General features: G+C 73.5%; 15 protein-coding genes and 1 riboswitch. Of the genes, 6 read left to right on the top strand and 9 right to left on the bottom strand.

The annotated features are described in order from the left end of the window. Positions 1–138: 138 nt before the first annotated feature. The 7 genes from ACFCZN_RS15395 to ACFCZN_RS15425 form a co-directional block, all read right to left on the bottom strand. Entirely contained in the window at positions 139–1686 is a 1548-nt protein-coding gene (locus ACFCZN_RS15395) for an extracellular solute-binding protein (protein ID WP_430557309.1), read from the bottom strand. Between the two features lie 32 nt (positions 1687–1718). Further along, a complete protein-coding gene (locus ACFCZN_RS15400; RefSeq protein WP_430557310.1) occupies positions 1719–2408 on the bottom strand; it encodes a DUF624 domain-containing protein in 690 nt (229 codons plus the stop codon). Between the two features lie 292 nt (positions 2409–2700). Then, the gene (locus ACFCZN_RS15405; protein ID WP_430557311.1) at positions 2701–4857 is read right to left on the bottom strand and encodes a glycosyl hydrolase; all 2157 of its coding nucleotides are present in this window, start codon (positions 4855–4857) and stop codon (positions 2701–2703) included. Then, a complete protein-coding gene (locus ACFCZN_RS15410; protein WP_430557312.1) occupies positions 4854–5585 on the bottom strand; it encodes an HlyD family efflux transporter periplasmic adaptor subunit in 732 nt (243 codons plus the stop codon). The genes ACFCZN_RS15405 and ACFCZN_RS15410 overlap by 4 nt, the downstream gene beginning before the upstream one ends. Further along, positions 5582–7279 (bottom strand): glycosyltransferase, encoded by a 1698-nt coding sequence (locus tag ACFCZN_RS15415; protein WP_430557313.1) that lies wholly within the window; start codon positions 7277–7279, stop codon positions 5582–5584. Before ACFCZN_RS15415 ends, ACFCZN_RS15410 begins: the two co-directional genes overlap by 4 nt. Before the next feature lie 279 nt (positions 7280–7558). Then, the gene (locus ACFCZN_RS15420) at positions 7559–8482 is read right to left on the bottom strand and encodes an LLM class F420-dependent oxidoreductase (protein ID WP_429766563.1); all 924 of its coding nucleotides are present in this window, start codon (positions 8480–8482) and stop codon (positions 7559–7561) included. A 51-nt stretch (positions 8483–8533) separates the two neighbouring features. Beyond that, positions 8534–9190: a DsbA family protein gene (locus tag ACFCZN_RS15425; protein WP_430557314.1), complete on the bottom strand. Its 657-nt coding sequence runs from the start codon at positions 9188–9190 to the stop codon at positions 8534–8536. Between the two features lie 64 nt (positions 9191–9254). On the opposite strand from ACFCZN_RS15425, the gene ACFCZN_RS15430 reads away from it, so the two are divergent. From ACFCZN_RS15430 to ACFCZN_RS15450, 5 genes are all read left to right on the top strand, one after another. Then, the gene (locus ACFCZN_RS15430) at positions 9255–9494 is read left to right on the top strand and encodes a hypothetical protein (protein ID WP_429766560.1); all 240 of its coding nucleotides are present in this window, start codon (positions 9255–9257) and stop codon (positions 9492–9494) included. Positions 9495–9616: 122 nt separating this feature from the next. Next, positions 9617–10777, top strand: coding sequence for a class I SAM-dependent methyltransferase (locus ACFCZN_RS15435; RefSeq protein ID WP_430557315.1), 1161 nt, complete (start codon positions 9617–9619; stop codon positions 10775–10777). A 10-nt stretch (positions 10778–10787) separates the two neighbouring features. Then, the gene (locus ACFCZN_RS15440) at positions 10788–11597 is read left to right on the top strand and encodes a TetR family transcriptional regulator (RefSeq protein ID WP_430557316.1); all 810 of its coding nucleotides are present in this window, start codon (positions 10788–10790) and stop codon (positions 11595–11597) included. A gap of 107 nt (positions 11598–11704) precedes the next feature. Beyond that, positions 11705–11848: riboswitch (FMN riboswitch) on the top strand. A gap of 125 nt (positions 11849–11973) precedes the next feature. Then, the gene (gene pnuC / locus ACFCZN_RS15445) at positions 11974–12693 is read left to right on the top strand and encodes a nicotinamide riboside transporter PnuC (protein WP_429766555.1); all 720 of its coding nucleotides are present in this window, start codon (positions 11974–11976) and stop codon (positions 12691–12693) included. A 105-nt stretch (positions 12694–12798) separates the two neighbouring features. Beyond that, complete coding sequence (locus tag ACFCZN_RS15450; RefSeq protein ID WP_430557317.1) at positions 12799–13392, top strand: histidine phosphatase family protein; 594 nt, start codon at positions 12799–12801, stop codon at positions 13390–13392. Here ACFCZN_RS15450 and ACFCZN_RS15455 read toward each other — a convergent pair. Next, entirely contained in the window at positions 13367–14611 is a 1245-nt protein-coding gene (locus ACFCZN_RS15455) for an acyl-CoA dehydrogenase family protein (protein WP_430557318.1), read from the bottom strand. The genes ACFCZN_RS15450 and ACFCZN_RS15455 overlap by 26 nt on opposite strands. 264 nt (positions 14612–14875) lie before the next feature. On the opposite strand from ACFCZN_RS15455, the gene ACFCZN_RS15460 reads away from it, so the two are divergent. Then, the gene (locus ACFCZN_RS15460) at positions 14876–15358 is read left to right on the top strand and encodes an NUDIX domain-containing protein (RefSeq protein ID WP_430557319.1); all 483 of its coding nucleotides are present in this window, start codon (positions 14876–14878) and stop codon (positions 15356–15358) included. Positions 15359–15455: 97 nt separating this feature from the next. On the opposite strand, the gene ACFCZN_RS15465 is transcribed toward ACFCZN_RS15460, so the two are convergent. Continuing rightward, positions 15456–16802: an Nramp family divalent metal transporter gene (locus tag ACFCZN_RS15465; protein ID WP_430557320.1), complete on the bottom strand. Its 1347-nt coding sequence runs from the start codon at positions 16800–16802 to the stop codon at positions 15456–15458. Positions 16803–16847 lie beyond the last annotated feature (45 nt).

The following is a 16847-nucleotide window of genomic DNA, read 5'->3' on the forward strand; positions in this document are numbered from 1 at the left end:
GGGTGGGGGGGGGGGGGGGGGGGGGGGAGGGGGGGGGGGGGGGGGGGGGTGGGGGGGGGGGGGGGGGGGCCCCCCCCCCCTCTTTTGCGGGGGGGGGGGGGGTCGGGCCCCGGATCCCCGCCCCCGCACCGGAGGGGATCAGCCGAGCTGTGCGTAGAGCTCGTTCATCTCGGCCGTGACCGCGTCACCGCCGCTGGACTTCCACTGCGCGATCGCCGCGTCGAGCCCCGCCTCGTCGATCTGCCCGCTGATGTACTGGATGCGGGCGTCGGCGATGACCTGGTCGAGCTGGACGCCGTTGGTCATGTAGGTCTCGGAGACGAGCGCCGCCCCGGGGTTGAAGACCGCCTTCTCGAGGTCCTTGGCCTGCAGGTCCACGCGCTCCTGCTCGAGCTCGGCGTCGTACTCCGTCTCCGGCTTCGGCTTGTAGGCCTCGTAGCCGGCCACGTTGGTGCCGATCTGGGCCCACGAGCCGCTGACCAGGTCGGTGTAGTCCTGCTTCGACTCGTCGTTGACCGCGAAGCCGTCCTCGACCGTGAAGTTGTCGCCCTCGATGCCGTTGTTCTCCAGCACCTGGCCCTCGGTGCTGCTCAGCTCGTTCAGCGCGGTGAGCACCTGCTTGAGCTGCTCCTCCGTCTGCACCGACGCCTTCGGCACGGCGAGGAAGCCGCTGTAGCCCGGCGTCGGGAGCGCGAAGTCACCGTTCGGCCCGGCGATGTTGCCCTGGAGCGCGACGAACTGGTCGTACGTCTTGGGGTCCTTCTCCTTGAACAGGCCCGCCAGCTGCGACGCGCGCGACTGGACGTCGATGATGATGCCGCCCTTGCCGTTGAGGAACGGCTCGTTCCACTGGGTGGAGCCGTCCATCGTGGCGTAGTCCTTGTTGACGTAGCCGTTCTCGATGAGCTGCTTCTCGTAGTCGAGCGCCTGCTTCCACTCCGGGGTCGTGAACGACGGGATCAGCTGGCCGCCCTCGTCCTTCCACACGTTGCCCGCGCCGAACCAGGTCTCGATGGCGTCGTAGGGGCTGCCCGTGCCGATCGACGCACCCCAGGCGGGGATGATCATCCCGTAGGTGTCGTCCTTGCCGTTGCCGTCGGGGTCGTCCTCGGTGAACGCCTTGGCGAGCGCCATGAGCTCGTCGGTGTTCGTGGGCTCCTCGAGGCCGAGGTTCTTCAGCCAGTCCTTGCGGATGGTGATGGACGTGCGCACGACGTCGCGGGCCCGGTACACGCCGTAGACCTTGCCGTTGACGCTCGAGGCCTGCTGGACGTCGGGGTTCTCCGTGACGAGGTTCGGGTAGTCGCCCGAGGCCAGGTACTCGGTGAGGTCCCAGAAGCCGCCGGCCTCCGCCGTCTGCACGAAGCCCTGGCTCTTCTGCTGGATGACCATGACGTCGGGGATCTCGTCGCCGGCCAGCACCACGTTGGTCCGGTCGCCGTACTCCGCGTTGGGCACCCACTGCATGTCGAGGTCCAGCCCCGCCAGCTCGGACAGCTTCGCGCCCACCGGGTCGTCGTCCTCCGGCGGCGTCGCGGAGAAGTACGGCGCCATGATCGAGAGCGAGTCGAGCGCCTCGCCACCGCCACCGCCGTCGCCGCCGTCGCCACCGCCGCTGCCGCAGGCCGCGAGCGCGAGGCTCCCGACCGCGAGGAGGGCCAGGGGGGCCAGCCGTCGTGTGCGCATGCTGTTCCTTTCGTCGGAGTGCACGTCGTCGTTCACTCGTCGAGGGGGTCGGTCGCCGCCCGGTCGCCGAACCGGCGGTCGTTGGCGGCGTAGAAGGACAGGCAGAGGGCCGTGCACAGGTACGCCCACGCGCCGATCGAGACGACGGGCAGGAGTCCGGGCACGAACGCGGTGACGACGCCGACCAGCGCCGTCGTCGCCGCGAGCAGGAGGGGCGCCCCGGGGGCGCGCAGCAGGAACGTCCAGGCCAGGCGCGGCACGTCGCCGCGACGCAGGTCGTAGTGGGCGTCCATCGTCAGGGCGAGCAGCAGGTGCACGACGCCGAGGCCCGCGACGACGGCGAGCGCGACGCGGAGCACCGCGGGCGCGTCGTCGAGCAGGAGCAGGCTCGTCCCGGTGAGGGCGAGTGCCAGCAGGCCCGGCGCGGCGAGGAGGTTGGCGCGGGCGAATCCGGAGGCCCAGGCGCGGACGAAGACGCGCACGGCGCGCTGGGTGTCGCCCCGCAGCCGCGTGCGGCTGACGACGGTCGCCGCGGCGAGCGCGGGCGCGACGCCGAGCACCACTCCCCCGGCCAGCGTGCCCGCGAGGACGAGGAGGTTGAGCAGGCCCAGGAACGCCAGCGTGTCGACCCAGCCGAACCATCGCTCGAGCCGGGCGCCGCCGTCGGCGGGGGCCGCCGTGCGTGCCGCCGCCACCTCCGCGCGCGCGCCCTCGTGTGCCATGGCCCGGTCCCATCTCCGTCGATGCCCGGGCCGTCGTCGGCCCGGTCAGCCTCCGGGACGGCGACGTCGCCGACCCGCTGCGGGAAAGCGATTCCCCGCGTTGAATGGATTCACCGTAGGGGCCGGGACTTCACCCGTCAACATGCGTCTGCAACGTTGAGGTCACGATCGCGCCGAGGTAGCCCAGAACTCGCCGAGGGAGCAAGAGACCTCGAGGTCGTCTCGGCCGGAACTCCCTCGCGAAGGATCCGACCACCTCGCGGGCACCAGGACGACCTCGCGGAGGTTCGCACTACCTCGGCGGTCGGGACGCGTGCTCCAGGAGCCAGGCCAGGAGGTATGCGCGGGTGTTCCCGTCGTCGATGCGCTCCTCGGGCAGGTCGCGGGCGACGCCGAGCGCCGCGGCGGCGTCCTCCGGCCCGGCCAGCGCGGCGTACATGAGCAGCTGGTCGCCGAACATCACGTCCCACGACGCGGGCTCGTCGCGCGGTCCGGAGAGCGCCTCGTCGAGGTTGGCACGGATGCGGTCCGGGTCCCCGCCGAGGTACGTCGCGACCGGTTGTGCCGGCAGCACGAGGATCCCGAGCATCGCGCTCGGCTCGGCGCTGAACCACGTGGCCCAGTCCCGCTTGCCGCCCCACACGAGCGACGTCACCTGGTGGCCGAAGCCCTCCACGGCGGGGTCGTCCCGGTCGGCGTCGGTCCAGTAGGCGCGCGCCGACGCGGCCTCCGCGCCGAGCATCCAGCGGGCCTGCTCCTCGAGCTCGGCATCCCCCCTCGCCTGCGCCCACAGGGCCAGCCCGTTCCAGGCCGAGACGGCCTCGGACGCCGACTCCTGGTTGTTGCCGTCGGCGAACGGCGCGTACCCGGACGCCCACGAGTGCCCGGCGTAGACGTCGAACACGCGCAGCGCGGGCATGCCGCCCACCCCCGTGCCCGAGGCGACGTCCGCGGCGAGCAGGTCCAGCACGGGCGCGAGGTCGGCGGCGAGCGCCGGGTCGTCGGCCGCCACGACGCCCGCCGCGTACAAGAAGTACCCGTAGTGGAAGTGGTGGTCGTTGGCCTCCTCCGAACCGAAGCCCGGCACCTTCCCGACCACGGTCGCCAGCACCGGGTCGTGCACGAAACAGCGCTCCGCGCGGTGCTCGCAGCCGTCGGGCTCGGCCCACTCCCGAAGTCGTTCCTCGAGTCCCGACCGCAGCGGCTCGGCCACACCGTCCAGCCCGAGCCCCTCCGCCAGGCCGAGCAGGTTGGCGTCCCGGGCCAGGGCCTTGCCCCCGAAGTACGTGTCGGACGGCGCCTCCAGGGCCCCCGTCCCCACAGCGGCCGCGTCGGCACGCACCTGGTCGGCGAGCTCCGCGCGCGCGTCGTCGTCCAGGCCCGACAGGTCGAGCCCGCCGGCCGGCTCCACCGCGGGGCTCGACCACCCCAGGGTCGACGCCGTGCAGACGTCGACCGTCCCGTGCGCGGTCGCGTACGAGCCGAGGCCGCAGGTGGCCCCCGTGGAGTCCGCCTGGTGGGGCATGCGCACGACGGCCGTGGGGCCCCCGTCCGCGGTCGCGTAGGTCAGCGCGGTGCTCACGCCGTCGTCGCCGGCGCCGTACGACGCGGTCACCGCGGCCACCGGGCGCGAGGCAGCCTCGACGAGGGTGTCGACCGACGCGCCCGACGCCCCGTCCGGCACCGGGAACCAGGCGACGGACTCGCCCGCGGCGAGCGTGAGCACCCGCCCGTCGTCGGAGAGCCCGGCACCGGGGCCGTCGATGCCGCCCGGACCCACGAGGACGTGCTCACGGTCGAGCACCTCGGTCGACGCTCGGCCGCCGGCGACGGTGAACGCCGAGGTCATCGCCACGTCCTGGTCGGTCGCCGCGACGTACCGCAGCACGGGAGACCCCTCCACGATCCGCAGGTGCCCGAGCGCCGCCCCGGCGCCGTCGCGCAGCTCGACCGTCACGGACGCGACGTCGTACTCCGACACCACCGCCGACGCGGCGCCGACGTCCGCGCCCACCTGCGGGTCGAACGGACCCAGGATCGAGGTCTCGGTCACCTGCACCTGCGGCAGCCCGTAGGCGAACCCGCCCCCGGTCAGCGCGACCGCGAGCGGCACCGGGAACACGGGCTGCGGCGCGTCGCCGAGCGCCAGGCTGGAGAACCACCGGTTCGTGGGCGGCGCCAGGCCGTCGGCGAGTCGCGTCGTCGGCGTGGCCGCGACCTGCTCCCGGGGCAGCAGCGACACGTCGACGTCGGGCGCCGCGAGGCTCTCCTCCGGCGCCGGGGCGTCGACGGCGCCCGGAGCGTCCTCCTCGGCGGGTGCCGTCCCGCGGAGGACGCCGCAGCCCGACGACGCCAGGACCACGGCCAGGACCGCCGCCAGCGCACCGGCGACGGGCGGCGGCACGCTCCTCGTCCGCGCCTCGGCGCCGCGCCGCACGGGCGTCGTCACAGGCCCACCCGGCGCAGGAACTGGCTGAACGCGGCGTCCACGCCGGCGAGCGGGCCGTCATCGTGCAGGTCGATCACCGCGGTGACCGGGGTTCCGGCCATGACGAGCCCGTGCTCGGCGCCGCGCACCAGGCCTGCGCTGGAGACGCGCACCGTCGCCTCCGCCTGGTTCTTCGTGTTCTGCACGGCCACCGCGTCCACGACGCCGTCCACCTCGGCCTGGTTGGGCAGCACCACCGTGACCGTGGCGCCGTCGCGGATGCGGGCGAAGTCCGCCGGGTCGAGCACGAGCCTCGCGTCGACGAACAGCGAGCCCTGGCGCTCGACGGTGGCGAGCACCTCCCCCGACCGGGCGAACGCCCCCTGGTCCACGGCCACGTCCGTGACGACGCCGTCGGCGGGGGCGACCACGGTCATCGTGCCGTCCTCGGCCACCTCATGGGCGCCGCCCTCCCGGCTGACGAGGCCGACGGCGAGGTCGTGCTGCAGCGTGAGGCTGCGCAGCACCAGCAGGGGGTCGCCGGCACGCACCTCGTCGCCCTCCTCGACGAGCGCCTCGGCGACCGTCCCGGCGTAGTCGGTGCCGACGTCGAGCGTCTCGGCGGAGATGGTCGCGGCCGACGACGTGGCCTGCGACTCGCGACGGTTCATGACCAGGGTGAGCGCGACGCACAGCAGCACCACGCCGAGCAGGCCTCCCACGAGGCGCAGGCGGTTGGTCCAGGTCATGCGGCACCTCCGGCGGACGGGACGGCGGCGCGGGCGCGGCGCGACTCGCGCAGCGCGGTGACGACGAACGCGCCGAGGATGAACGTGTTGGTGAGGTTCCAGGCCAGCGCCAGGCTCGGCAGCGGGTCGTCGCCCCACTCCTTCCAGACGCCGACGGCGGACGTCAGCAGCAGGAAGGCGAAGCAGAGCACCTGCGGCAGCATGAAGTTGAACGGCGACTCGGCCCGGCCGGCACGACCCGTGACGTGCCAGGCCTGCTCCTTGCCGGTGAGGGCGTTCCACAGTGCCTTCGTGTAGATCGGGAACGACACCGACGCGAGCATCAGCACCTCCCACCGGAACGACCCGAGGGTGAAGAACGCGATCGCGATCTGCATCCCGTAGAAGCCCAGGTAGTACAGCAACCAGGTGCTCGGCGAGATCGTCAGGTCCATCGGCGTGAGGTCCAGGTAGATCTGCAGCGGCGGGACCAGGAGCAGCACGAGGGGCGCGATGCCCGAGAGGTAGTGCGTGGCCGTGACCGTGTACTGCAGGCGCTGGTCGAGGGTGAGCCGTCGCCTGGGGCTCAGCGGGTTGTGCTGGAGCATGATCTCGAAGCCGCCGGTGGCCCAGCGCAGCTGCTGCTTGGTGTACGCCTCGACGGTCTCGGGGGTGTCGCCCACCGCGAGGACGGTCGGGATGTAGACGGTGCGCCAGCCGCGCTCGTGCAGCAGGAGCGACGTCCACACGTCCTCCGACTTGGAGTCCGTGTACATGCCGCCGATGTCGTCGACCGCCGCCCGGCGGAAGATCACGTTGGTGCCGACGCAGAACGCCGCGTTGAAACGGTTCCGGCCGGGCTGCACGAAGCGGTAGAACACGGCCTGCATGTAGCCGGCGCCGCGGGAGATGAGGGTGTCGAGGTTGCCGTACGTCTGCGGGGTCTGCACGAAGGCGACGTCGTCGGACACGAAGAACGGGACCGTCTCGACCAGGAGCTCCGGCCGGGCGACGAAGTCTGCGTCGAGGATGACGAAGTAGTCCCCCTTCGCGATCGTCAGCGCGTGGTTGACGTTGCCGGCCTTGGCGCCGTGGCTCGACAGCCGGCGCACGTAGCGGGCACCGAGCGTGGCGGCGAGGTCGCGCACGTCGTCCGAGCGGCCGTCGTCGAGCACCCAGGTCCGGTGGCGGCCGCGCAGGGCGACGGCGGCGCGCACCGTGCGCGCGATCGTGTCGAGGCTCTCGCCGTACGTCGTGATGAAGACGTCGACGGTCACGGGTCTGTCGTGCAGGTACAGGGTCCAGCGCGTGGGGTCGTCCTCGGCCTCGTCCCGCACGATCTCGGGCAGGTCGAACAGACGGTCCTGCGCGTGGTGGAAGGAAAAGCCGCGCGGGTCGTAGCCGCTGGAGAGCACGGTCCACATCGCGAGGAGCGCCTGCACGACGAGGATGGTCTCGGCCGTGATCACCATGACGTACGGCAGCGCGTCCCCGCGGTTGGCGGGGTTGAGCAGGAAGACGGCGTAGGCCACGACGCCGAGCGTCGCGAGCAGCATGATCAGGGCGAGGGACGGCGACCGCGAGGCGGCGTTCTCGTCCCTCGGCGGGGCGGTGGGGCGCGGCGGCTCCGCGCCGAGCGGGCCGTGGGGGCGCGACCGGACGTGCTCGGTGCGGCGCGGGGTGACGACAAGACGGTCGAACTCGGAGACGGACATGGCGTGTCCTCCGGGCATGGGCGCGGTCGTGCGGCGGGGAGCGTGGACCACGTCGTCCGGGCGACGGCAGCGTCGTGACGGTGCTGCGGGCCTGCGGCGGGCGCGACCTCCGCCCTGAACGGGTCGAGGTGACCCGCTCCGGAGAGCGGGCCACCTCGTCGTCTGTCGCGAACCTAGCCCCGCCGTGCCCCCGTGTCACGAGTTCGGCGGGGTGAGTTCAGCAGGCGAGACCGTCGCCCTGGCCGACTGTCGCCGCAGGTCACAGGCCTGCGGCTCGCCTCAGAGCTGCGTCGCGACCTCGCGCGCCACCAGGTCCAGGTGGTCGAGGTCGTGCAGGTCGAGCGCCTGCAGGTACACGCGCTGGATCCCCTGGTCGCGCAACGAGCCGAGCAGGTCGACGGCCTCGGAGACGGTGCCCGCGACGCCGTGCTCGCGCAGCTCGGCCGGCTCGCGGCCGATCGCCGCCGCGCGCCGGGTGAACTCCGCCTCGTCCTTGCCGACCGCGAGCACCAGGGCGACGGACTGCACGATGGAGTCCGGCGTGCGCCCCGCCGCCTCCAGCGCCTCGTTGATCACGCCGATGCGCGGCGCGACCGTGTCCAGCTCGGGGAACGCCTGGTTGTACTCGTCGCCGAACCGGGCGGCCAGCGCCGGCGTGCGCTTCGGCCCGCCTCCGCCCACGATGACGGGGATCTTCGCCTGGGCAGGCTTGGGCAGGGCCGGGGAGTCGACGAGCGTGTAGTGCTCGCCGTCGAACGAGTACGACCCGCCGACGGGCGTGCCCCACAGCCCGGTGAGGATCTCCAGCTGCTCCTCGAGGAGCCCGAACCGCTTGGCCGGGAACGGGATCCCGTACGCCTCGTGCTCGCGCGCGAACCAGCCGGCGCCGAGCCCGATCTCGACACGGCCGCCGGACATCTGGTCCACCTGCGCCACCTGGATCGCCAGCACGCCGGGGTGGCGGAACGTGGCCGACGTGACGAGGGTGCCGAGGCGCACGGTGGAGGTGTCGCGGGCCAGGCCGGCCAGCGTCGTCCAGGCGTCGGTGGGGCCCGGCAGGCCGTCGCCGCCCATCGTCAGGTAGTGGTCGGAGCGGAAGAACGCGCTGTAGCCGAGGTCCTCGGTCGCCTTCGCGACGGCGAGCAGGTCGTCGTACGACGCACCCTGCTGGGGCTCGGTGAAGACACGCAGGTCGAGGGTCATGGTTCGCCTCTCGGGGTGCGGGGGGTGTGGTGCGGGGATGTGGTGCGGGGATCAGTCGAAGGACGGCGAGCTGGTCCGCGACCGCTTCAGCTCGAAGAAGTCCGGGAACGACGCGAGCGCGACGGCGCCGTCGAAGATCCGCACCGCGTCCTCGCCGCGCGGGATGCGCGTGAGGACCGGACCGAAGAACGCGACGCCGTCGACGTGGATCGTCGGCGTGCCGACGTCCTCGCCCACCGGCTTCATGCCCTCCTCGTGCGAGACGGCGAGGGCGGCGTCGTAGGCGTCCGACGACGCGGCGGAGGCCAGCGACGCGGGCAGGCCGGCCTCGGCCAGGGCCTCCACGGCGACGGCGTCGAGGTCGTCCCGGCGGCCGCCCGGGTGGATGCGCGTGCCGGCCGCGGTGTAGAAGGCGCTGAACGCCTCGGGGCCGTGCTCGGTCTGCACCGCCGCGGCGACGCGGCCGATGCCGCGCGACGCCTCGATCTTCGCCCGGTAGTCCGCCGGGATGTCCCGGTCCTTGTTCAGCAGGTACAGGCTCATCAACCGGAACGTGAGCTCCACGTCCCGGTGCTCCGCCACCTCGAGGGCCCAGCGGGACGTGATCCATGCGAACGGACACAGCGGGTCGACGTAGACGTCCACGACGGGGACGGTGGCGGTGGGGGCGGTGGTGGTCTCAGGCACGGTCGTGGTCCCGGAAGTCACGACCGCCACCCTACCCATGCCGGGGGCACGTGTTCCGCGGGAGGGGCAGCGGTAGCCTCGGCCCGTGCGCAAGGTGCGGTGGGCGAGCGTGTGGACCGTGGTCGGGGCGTGCGCCGTCGCGCTCGCGATGCTGTGGGTCGTGCTGCGCGGCAGGGTCTGGGCGTGGATCCCGTTCTTCCTCGCCGCAGGTGTCGCGGTGCGGGAGATCCGGTACCTGCAGCGCGCCCGGCGCCCCGCCGAGGCGGGCTTCGACGAGCGTCGTCGCGGGGAGCCGGACGACGACCGCAGGCGCCGTCGCGGCTGACGCGGATCACCCGCCCGGGCGGTCGACGCGCCGGACTCCCGCGAGCTAGCGTCGAGACGGGCGCCGCCTCCCGACGACGCCGCGGGGCCCGCACGTCCGGGCCACGGCACGGAGGTGCCGCCATGACCGACCCGACCGACACCGCCGACGCGTTCGCCGACCGGCTGTTCGCCGCCACGCTCGGCGCCATGGACGTCCTGGCCGTGCACGTGGGCGACCGGCTCGGCTGGTACCAGGCGCTCGCGTCGTCCGGCCCCCTGACGTCCACGGGGCTCGCGGAGGCCACCGGCACGGCCGAGCGGTACGCGCGCGAGTGGCTGGAGCAGCAGGCGGCCTCCGGTGTCCTCGTCGCGGAGGACGCCGGCGCGGCACCCGCGCTCGACGCGGACCCGCAGGCCGTCGCCCGGACCCGCCTCTACGCGCTGCCCGCGGCGCACGCGGAGGTGCTGACCGACACGTCCTCGCTGTCGTACCTGGCGCCCCTGGCCCGGTTCGTCGGCGCGATCGGGCCGCAGCTGCCCCGTCTGCTCGAGTCGTACCGGGACGGCGGCGGGGTGTCGTGGGACCAGCTCGGCGACGACGCCCGCCAGGCGCAGTCCGACGTCAACCGCCCGTGGTTCGAGCGCCGCCTGGCACCGACGCTCGCGGCGCTGCCCGCCGTCCACGAGGCGCTCTCCCGGCCCGGGGCCCGCGTCGTCGACGTCGGCTGCGGCTTCGGCTGGTCGACGCTCGCGCTCGCCGAGGCGTACCCGCTCGCCGAGGTCCACGGCATCGACGTCGACCGTCCGTCCGTGGCCGCCGCACGGGCGGCCGCCGCGGAGGCGGGCCTCGAACGGCGAGCCTTCTTCCACCTCGCAGACGCCGCAGAGCTCGCCGTCGCCCAGCCCTACGACGCGGCGTTCGCCTTCGAGTGCGTGCACGACATGCCGCGCCCGGTCGCCGTGCTCGAGGGCGTGCGCCGCGCGATGCGGCCCGACGGCGTCGTGGTGGTCATGGACGAGGCCGTCGCCGACGAGTTCCGCGCCCCGGCCGACGACGTCGACCGGATCATGTACGGCTACAGCCTGTTCGTGTGCCTGCCGGACGGCCTGTCCACGAGCCCGTCGGCCGGCACGGGCACCGTGATGCGCCCGGCCACGCTGCGGCGCTACGCGCGTGCGGCGGGCTACTCCGGCGTCGAGGTGCTGCCGGTCGACGACTTCGGCTTCTTCCGGTTCTACCGGCTGCAGCTGGGGTCCACGGACGAGCGGACGCCGGAAGGACGACCGGCGGTGCCGGAGTAATCTCCCAGGCATGACCGCCGTCCGGACGCACACCCACGCCCAGGCCGTCGACGCCGCGATCGACCTCTTCTCCCGGCAGGGCTACGAGCAGACCACCGTCGAGGAGATCGCCGACGCCGCCCGCGTCAGCCGTGCGACGTTCTTCCGCCGCTTCCGCTCCAAGGAGGACGTGGTCTTCGCGGACCACGAGCTGCTCCTGGAGGAGGTCGTCGTCATGCTCGCGGAGACCCGGCCCGAGGCGCGGGCCAGCGAGGAGTCGGGCCGCGCGCCCGAGCGGGCGTGGGACCCGACCACCGACCCGTACCTCGAGGTCTGCCGCGCGGCGCGGCTCGTCTTCGACCACCACGTGGGCCAGCGCGAGACGTCGATCGCCCGGCACCAGCTGCTGCAGCAGGTGCCCGCGCTGCGCGACCGCGAGCTGGTCACGACGCACCGCTACGAGCGCGCGTTCACCGCCTACCTGCGCGACACGCTGCCGCCCGACCGGTCCACCACGACGATGTCGATCGCGTTCGCGGCGTCCGTCGTCGCGGTGCACAACGCGATCCTGCGGCGCTGGCTGCGCAACCCCCACCTCGACCTGCGGCCGGAGCTGGAGGAGGCGTTCGCCGACCTGCGGCGCGCCGCCGTCTCCCCGTTCCCGCACGACGACGACTCTGCGCCGTCGTCCGCCCCTGCCGTCGACACCGACGTCGCCTCCGCCGGCGAGGCCCGGACGGTCGCGACGGGCGGCGACGGGAAGCGCGTCGTGGTCACGGTGCTGGAGCCCGGGGCGGGGCCGGACGACGTCGCGCGCGCCGTCCGCGACGCGCTGGCCTGACCGCCGGTCGAGACGGCCGGACACGACGCTGCCGCCGGGAATGCCGCTGTGGCATCCTGAGTTGTGCAGGACGCCGCCGGGACCTCCGGCGGTGGAAAGACACGCACGTACGTGCTCCGGGGTCGGTGAAATTCCGAGCCGGCGGTGACAGCCCGCGACCCGGCCTCCACCCGCAGACGCGGGGAGAGGCCGGCTGACCTGGTGAGATTCCAGGGCCGACGGTCAAAGTCCGGATGGGAGGAAGCACGTGCGGCACGCACCCGTCAGGGTGGGTGCCGCCGGGTGTCGTGCCGCCGACGACGGCCCTACCGGGCCCGACGCGGCGAGCGCCGACCCCTCACCCCGGACGCCGCACCTCGGACCGGGAGAGTGAACGATGGACGCGATCGACGCGTTCTTCAACGCCACGCTGACCATCGGCGACCAGCACATGTCGTGGCGCGAGATCGTCGGCAACCTGTTCGGCCTCGCCTCCGCGCTCGGCGGCATGCGCCGCAAGGTGTGGGCGTGGCCCGTCGGCATCGTCGGCAACCTGGTGCTGTTCACGGTCTTCATGGGCTCGTGGTTCGGCGACTCGAGCCGCGCCGACATGCTCGGCCAGGCGGGCCGGCAGGTGATGTTCCTGATCGTGTCGATCTACGGCTGGGTGCAGTGGCGGCGCACCGAGCGTGCCGCCCTGGAGGTCCGCGCCGACGGCAGGATCCCCGCCGACGGCGGCGCCGCGGTGCACCCCCACTGGGCGACCTGGCGGGAGCGCGTCGGCATCGTCGTCGTGATGGTCGGCGGCACCCTGCTGCTCACCCCGCTGTTCCGCGCCCTCGGCTCCTACGAGCCGGTGTGGTCGGACGCGTGGATCTTCATGGGCTCGCTGGTCGCCACGTACGGCATGGCGAAGGGCTGGGTCGAGTTCTGGCTGGTCTGGGTGGCAGTGGACGTCGTGGGAGTGCCCCTGCTCTGGTCGGCCGGCTACTACGCCACGGCGCTGATGTACGTGTTCTACGGCGTCTTCACCCTGACCGGGTTCTTCGTGTGGTGGCGCGTGCACCGGCGTGAGCAGGCCCAGGCGGGGGCGACGACGCCCGCGGTCGCGCCCTGACGGCGCTCACCGCGGCAGTTCGGGCTCGGCGCGGCAGCTCGAGCTGCCGTCGGCCATCCCTGGACTCAAGGTCGTCGGTCCGCGAGGCGCGGGCAGACTGGCCCCGTGCGCGTCACCGTCGTCCGTCATGCAGCCCCGCACGTGACCGATGACGTCCCTCCGCACGTCTGGCCGCTGTCCCGTGCCGGCCGTGTCGCGGCCCGCGGGCTCCGCCTCCCGGAGGGCGCACGTGCCGTCGCGAGCGACGAGCGCAAGGCGGTGGAGACGCTCTCCCTCGCGCTCGGCGTCGCCGACGTCCCCACGGACCCGCGGTTCGGGGAGATCCGGCGACCGCCCGAGCCCGTCTCCCCGGAGTTCCGGGAGGCGCGGCGCGCCTGGGTCGAGGGCGCGCCCGACACGCGGCGCGACGGGTGGGAGTCCGCGGCGGACGCGGCCCGCCGGTTCGACGACGCCGTGCGCGACCACGCCGGCCGCGGCGACCTGGTGGTCGGGACGCACGGCATGGTGCTCACGGCATGGCTGGTCGCGACCGGCCACGTCGCCCCTGGTCCATCGGCAGGGGCGTTCTGGCTCGGGCTGCGCCTCCCCGACGTCGTCACCGTGGACCTGGCCGGGGACGACGACGGGGACCCGCGCGGCTGCGCGGGTCCCCGTCGTGCGAAGGCTGCAGGGCTCAGGCGAAGGCCGAGACCCCGGTGATGTCACGACCGACGATGAGCGCCTGCATCGACTCGGTGCCCTCGTAGGTGTGCAGGGCCTCGAGGTCGGCGAAGTGCCGCGCGACGCGGTTGCCGAGGAGGATGCCGTTGCCGCCGAGCATGTCGCGGGCGATGGAGGCGACCTCGCGGGCCTGCCGCGTCGTCGTGTACTTCGCGAGCGAGGCCTGCTCGCCGGTGAGCGTGCCGGCGTCCGCCAGGCGCGTGATCTGCGCGACGAGCAGCTGCATCTGCGTGACGAGCGAGAGCATGCGGGTGAGCCGCTCCTGCACCATCTGGTTCTTGGCCAGCGGTCGGCCGAACTGGATGCGCTGGGTCGAGTACGCGGCGGCCGCCTCGTAGCAGGCGACGGCGTGCCCCACGGCGGACCAGGCGACGGCCAGGCGGGTGGCGAAGAGGACGGCGGCGGTCGCCTTGAACGACGTCGCGCCGGGCAGCACCGCGCTCGCGGGGACGAAGACGTCGTCGAGCACGATGTGCGCCTGCCAGATGGCGCGCAGCGAGACCTTGCCCTCGATCGTGGTGGCGGTGTAGCCGGGCGCGTCCTGCGGGACGATGAAGCCGTGCACCTGGTTGTCGCCGTCGTCGCCGACGAGGCGGGCCCAGACGACGGTGATGTCGCCGCACGAGCCGAAGCCGATCCACTTCTTCTCGCCGTCCAGGACGTATCCCTCGACGCCGTCGCGGGTCTCCCTGCGGGCGGTGGTCTCGAGCGAGACGGAGTCCGAGCCGTGCGTGGGCTCGGTGAGCGCGAACGCGCCGAGGATCTCCCCGCGCGCCATCGGCTCGGCGTACTGCTCGATCTGCTCGGGCGAGCCGTGCATGACGATCGACCGCAGCGCGAGGCCGCCCTGGACGCCGCAGATCGTGGCGACGGAGCCGTCGCCGCGCGACATCTCCATGCTGGCCAGGCCCTCGGCCATGAACGAGACCGACGGGCGGCCGGGGACGTCGACGCCGTCGCGCAGGAAGTCGCGCTCGGCGAGCTTCTTCACCAGGTCGAACGGCACCTCGGCGCGCTCCCAGTAGCCGTCGATGACGGGCAGCACGTCCTCCTGCACGAACTCGCGGACGGCGAGCTGGTGGGCGCGCTCCTCGGGCGTCACGTCGGCGAAGGCGCCCACGTAGTCGAGGTCCAGCGGCTGCGAGACGTCGTAGTCGGGGGCGGTCACGCCGGGCATGACGGGGGCGTTGCGGGTCATCGACGACCTCTCTCTGCGCGGGGGTCCGTTCCGGGCCCGGTGAGGAGTGCGGACCGGCGCCGTCCGAGGCTGGTGGTGGCCGGCGCCGGTCCTCCTCCATCGTCACCCGCGACCGGGTCTCACGTCAAGCGATACTCCGTCTCACCGCCTTTGCCGAGGTAGTACAGCCCCCGGCGGGGTAGTCAGTGACCTGCCGAGGTAGTACCGGACCGGGCGAGGTAGTCCACTGCTCCGCGAGGGAACCGCCCGGGTCACACTGTGACCATGGCGACGACCAGCGCAGGCCTTCTGCTCTATCGCACCTCGGACGACGGCGGCCTCGAGGTGCTGCTCGGGCACATGGGCGGCCCGTTCTGGGCGCGCAAGGACGAGGGCGCGTGGACGGTGCTCAAGGGCGAGCTCGAGCCGGACGAGGAGCCGCACGCCGCCGCGCTGCGCGAGGCGGCGGAGGAGCTCGGGCTGCCGCTCCCCGCGCCGTCGTCCTCCGACGTCGACCTCGGCGAGGTACGGCAGCGGTCCGGCAAGCGCGTCCTCGCCTGGGCGCGCGAGTGGCCTCCGCCGGGGCCGGACCTGGACCAGGTCCGCAGCAACACCGTCGAGATCGAGTGGCCCCCGCGGTCGGGGAAGCGGATCGAGGTGCCGGAGATCGACCGGGTCGCCTGGCTCTCCCCCGACGACGCCCGCCGCCTCGTCGTCAGCGCGCAGGCCGCGCTCGTCGACCGGCTGGAGTCCGCGCTCGGCCGCTGACCCGTACTACCTCGCGGGGCCCGGTACTACCTCGCGGGACCCGGCACTACCTCGCGAGATCCGGTACTACCTCGCCGGTTCCGTTCTGTCGCGACGGTCAGCCGGTGAACGTCAGCCAGAGCAGCGCGACGTTCAGCGCCACGATGACCGCGGCCACGGCCCACGCCGCGACCTGGGTGGCGAGGCCGTTGCGGAACCCGCCGAGCAGGCCGGCGTCGCGCGTGATCCGCACCAGCGGGATCATCGCGAACGGGATGCCGAAGCTGAGCACCACCTGGCTCACGACCAGCAGCCACGTGGGCGACACCCCCGTCGCGAGCAGCACGATCGCGGGCACGAGGGTGACCAGCCGCCGGGCGAGCAGCGAGACGCGCACATGCAGGAGTCCGGACATGATCTCGGCGCCGGCGTAGGCGCCCACCGACGTGGACGCCAGCCCCGACGCGAGCAGCCCCACCCCGAACAGCACCGCGACCGCGGGGCCCAGCGACGACTCGATGGCGGCGTGCGCGCCCTCGATCGAGTCGGTCCCCGTGCGGCCGGGCAGGTTGGCCGCCGCGAGGAGGAGCATCGCGATGTTCACGCTGCCGGCGAGCACCAGCGCGGCGACGACGTCCCAGCGCGTGGCGGTGAGCAGGCGGCGGACCGCCGACGGCGACGGCGGGCGGGGCACGGTGACGTCGTCGTCCCCGACCCCGCCGTCCCCCAGGTCGTCGCGTCCCTCGGCCCCGGCGGCGAGGGCGTGCCGCCGCTGCACCCGGGCGTCGTGCCGCACCCGGTCGCGGGCGAGGGAGGAGTGCAGGTAGATCGCGTGCGGCATCACGGTGGCGCCGAGCATCGACGCGGCGAGCAGCACCGACTCCGGGCCGTCGAGGCGCGGCACCAGCCCGCCGAGCACCGCGCCCAGGTCCGGCGGCGAGAAGAACAGGCCCGCGCAGAACCCGACGGTGAGGACCGCGAGCATCGACGTCACGACCGTCTCGAAGACGCGCTGGCCGCGGCGCTGCTGCACGGTGAGCACCAGCATCGACACGACCCCGGTGATGATCCCGCCCAGCACCAGCGGTACGCCGAAGAGCAGGTGCAGGGCGATGGCGCCGCCGATCACCTCGGCGACGTCGGTGGCCATCGCGACCACCTCCGCCTGCGCCCAGTAGGCGATCCGGCCGCGCCGGGAGAGGCGCTCGCCCAGCACCTCGGGCAGCGAGCGCCCGGTGACCACGCCGAGCTTGGCCGACAGGTACTGCACCAGCACCGCCATGACGTTGGCGACGACCAGCACCCACACCAGCAGGTACCCGAACCGCGCCCCCGCCGTGAGGTTCGCCGCGACGTTCCCCGGGTCGACGTACGCGATCGCCGCGACGAACGCCGGCCCGAGCAGGGTCACCAGGCGCGCGGGACGCACCCCCTGGGCGGGTCGGTCGAGGGTCGGTCGGCTCATGCGGTCCTCCGTGGGCCAGGCGTCGAAGTTTTCGGGTATCCGAAA

The organism is Isoptericola sp. NPDC056134 (genome assembly GCF_042264825.1).
In the GTDB taxonomy this organism is placed as follows: domain Bacteria; phylum Actinomycetota; class Actinomycetes; order Actinomycetales; family Cellulomonadaceae; genus Isoptericola; species Isoptericola nanjingensis.

What these genes read in the sequence shown, in the direction of transcription:
- ACFCZN_RS15395 (WP_430557309.1), bottom strand. Translation starts at nt 1,686, where the DNA reads ATGCGCACACGACGGCTGGCCCCCCTGGCCCTCCTCGCGGTCGGGAGC.
- ACFCZN_RS15400 (WP_430557310.1), bottom strand. Translation starts at nt 2,408, where the DNA reads ATGGCACACGAGGGCGCGCGCGCGGAGGTGGCGGCGGCACGCACGGCG.
- ACFCZN_RS15410 (WP_430557312.1), bottom strand. Translation starts at nt 5,585, where the DNA reads ATGACCTGGACCAACCGCCTGCGCCTCGTGGGAGGCCTGCTCGGCGTG.
- ACFCZN_RS15415 (WP_430557313.1), bottom strand. Translation starts at nt 7,279, where the DNA reads ATGTCCGTCTCCGAGTTCGACCGTCTTGTCGTCACCCCGCGCCGCACC.
- ACFCZN_RS15420 (WP_429766563.1), bottom strand. Translation starts at nt 8,482, where the DNA reads ATGACCCTCGACCTGCGTGTCTTCACCGAGCCCCAGCAGGGTGCGTCG.
- ACFCZN_RS15435 (WP_430557315.1), top strand. Translation starts at nt 9,617, where the DNA reads ATGACCGACCCGACCGACACCGCCGACGCGTTCGCCGACCGGCTGTTC.
- ACFCZN_RS15440 (WP_430557316.1), top strand. Translation starts at nt 10,788, where the DNA reads ATGACCGCCGTCCGGACGCACACCCACGCCCAGGCCGTCGACGCCGCG.
- pnuC (WP_429766555.1), top strand. Translation starts at nt 11,974, where the DNA reads ATGGACGCGATCGACGCGTTCTTCAACGCCACGCTGACCATCGGCGAC.
- ACFCZN_RS15455 (WP_430557318.1), bottom strand. Translation starts at nt 14,611, where the DNA reads ATGACCCGCAACGCCCCCGTCATGCCCGGCGTGACCGCCCCCGACTAC.
- ACFCZN_RS15460 (WP_430557319.1), top strand. Translation starts at nt 14,876, where the DNA reads ATGGCGACGACCAGCGCAGGCCTTCTGCTCTATCGCACCTCGGACGAC.
- ACFCZN_RS15465 (WP_430557320.1), bottom strand. Translation starts at nt 16,802, where the DNA reads ATGAGCCGACCGACCCTCGACCGACCCGCCCAGGGGGTGCGTCCCGCG.